This is a genomic window from Enterobacter cloacae complex sp. IR5459 (assembly GCF_049238005.1).
Taxonomy (GTDB): Bacteria; Pseudomonadota; Gammaproteobacteria; order Enterobacterales; family Enterobacteriaceae; genus Enterobacter; species Enterobacter hormaechei_C.
In genome coordinates this window covers 1-2,137 of record NZ_JBMKIG010000052.1, presented here as the reverse complement: position 1 = coordinate 2,137, position 2,137 = coordinate 1, and the positions used below count along the sequence as shown (strand labels likewise).

Here is a 2,137-nt window from a genome sequence, read left to right as displayed (position 1 = left end):
GGTGCAGATCACTTCTGATATTGAACTGTCAGGAGCTGGCTGCACAACAGCCATTACGCCCAATCAACTGGTGCAGTCGTCTTCTGAAAATGACAATCCAGTTAGTGTATAGCTCAACCTGACATAGAAGCAAAAACTCAACCACCTTCTACCAACTCTCCGAACAGCTCCTTGACCTTTGTTTTCGCATCAGCAAGTGCAGTTCTGCCTTGTTCAGTGATGTCATAAACACGCCGTTCACGTCGCCCGGTGCGTTCGTGGCGTGAGGTCAGATAGCCTTTTTTTTCCAGGCCGTGCAGCATCGGGTACACGGTGCCAGCGCTCATCTCGTAGCCGTGTCGGCGTAGCTCTTCGATGATCCCCAGCCCAAAGACAGGTTCCTCGGCTGCATGGTGAAGGATGTGCAGGCGGATCAAACCGCCGTAGAGGTCTTTGTCAGTCATTTTTTGTGCCTCACAGAGCGACGCTCAACAGCCACCCAGCTGCACCGCTACCGAGGACAACCAGCCACGGCGGGAGCTTCCAGAACATAAGTGCGACAAGGGCAACTAATGCCAAGCCGAAGTCTTGCGGCTGAAAGATGGCGCTAGTCCATACAGGCTGATACAGCGCGGCCAGCAGCAAGCCGACTACAGCGGCATTGATCCCGGCCAGCGCAGCTTGGATGCCTGTATTGCGGCGCAAACGCTCCCAAAATGGCATTGATCGGGGTCTGACGCTCAGTGGAACGAAAACTCACGTTAAGCAACGTTTTCTGCCTCTGACGCCTCTTTTAATGGTCTCAGATGTCCTTTGGTCACCAGTTCTGCCAGCGTGAAGGAATAATGGCCGAGCATATTGATATGTCCGTGGCAAAGCGGGGAGAGGCGTGCGATATCTTCATCATTCAGTGTTTCACCCTGCGCCCGGAGATGATCCAGGGCTGCCTGCATATAAATAGTGTTCCATAACACGACGGCGTTAGTGACCAGCCCCAGTGTGCCCAGTTGATCTTCCTGACCGTCGGTATATCGTTTTCTTATCTCACCTTTTTGACCGTGACAGATGGCTCTGGCAACGGCATGGCGACTTTCTCCCCGATTAAGCTGGGTCAGAATGCGCCGGCGGTAATCTTCATCATCAATATAATTAAGCAGATACAGCGTTTTGTTGATGCGCCCCACTTCAATGATTGCCTGAGTCAGTCCGGAAGGACGTTCACTTTTCAGCAATGAACGGACCAGCACTGAAACCTGTACTTTGCCCAGCTTCAGGGAGCCAGCGGTCCGGATCATTTCGTCCCACTGAAGGACTATTTTTCGGGGATCTGATTGCCCTCTGGCAATATCATTCAGCACGCCATAGTCGGCATCATGGTCCATTCGCCAGAAAACCGAAGCACCGGCATCAGCCAGGCGTGGAGAAAACTGGTATCCCAGCAGCCAGAAAAGGCCAAAGACAAGTTCGCTGGCACCTGCTGTATCGGTCATAATTTCGGTTGGATTCAGCCCGGTCTCCTGTTCCAGAAGACCTTCCAGCACAAAGATAGAGTCCCTCAGCGTCCCCGGTATAACGATGCCATGAAAGCCGGAATACTGATCGGACACAAAGTTGTACCAGGTGATCCCTCTGTTATTACCAAAGTATTTGCGGTTCGGTCCGGCATTGATTGTTCTGACTGGCGTAACAAAGCGCATTCCATCTGCAGATGCCACTTCTCCTCCACCCCATATCTGTGCCAGTGGCAGCGTTGCCTGAAAATCAACCAGTCTGGCATTAGCGCTGGTGATAGTTTCAGCCCGCAGATAGTTCGCTTTTGTCCAGTTCAGCCGGTGTCGGGTCAGTGCAGGAACATTTGATCTGATCAGTGGTTCCAGACCGATATTGCAGGCTTCAGCCATCAGCACGGCGCTGATGCTGACGGGCAGATCATCAACTCTGGCACTGGCTTCACTAGCATGGAAAAACTCATCAGCAAATCCGGTATGGGCGTTAATTTCGAGCAGCAACTCCGTTAAATCCACCGGAGGGAGTAGATCACTGATCATTTTGCTCAGTCGTTTCGGCACTGTTGCAAATAGTCGGTGGTGATAAACTTATCATCCCCTTTTGCTGATGGAGCTGCACATGAACCCATTCAAAGGCCGGCATTTTCAGC

Annotated in this window: 1 protein-coding gene and 2 pseudogenes; all 3 read right to left on the bottom strand. The window is 52.1% G+C overall.

The window, feature by feature from the left end:
* Nucleotides 1-137 precede the first annotated feature (137 nt).
* Nucleotides 138-443: a PadR family transcriptional regulator gene (locus tag ACOTX4_RS25815; RefSeq protein ID WP_000130000.1), complete on the bottom strand. Its 306-nt coding sequence runs from the start codon at nt 441-443 to the stop codon at nt 138-140.
* A 10-nt stretch (nt 444-453) separates the two neighbouring features.
* Nucleotides 454-705 (bottom strand): annotated as a pseudogene (locus ACOTX4_RS25810) (chromate transporter); the annotation flags it as partial.
* Between the two features lie 68 nt (nt 706-773).
* Nucleotides 774-2,024, bottom strand: a pseudogene (locus ACOTX4_RS25805) (Tn3-like element Tn3 family transposase); the annotation flags it as partial.
* Nucleotides 2,025-2,137: the final 113 nt, after the last annotated feature.

Bases quoted from the DNA above. Each gene is read 5' to 3' on its own strand.
- ACOTX4_RS25815 (WP_000130000.1), bottom strand. From the start codon at position 443: ATGACTGACAAAGACCTCTACGGCGGTTTGATCCGCCTGCACATCCTT.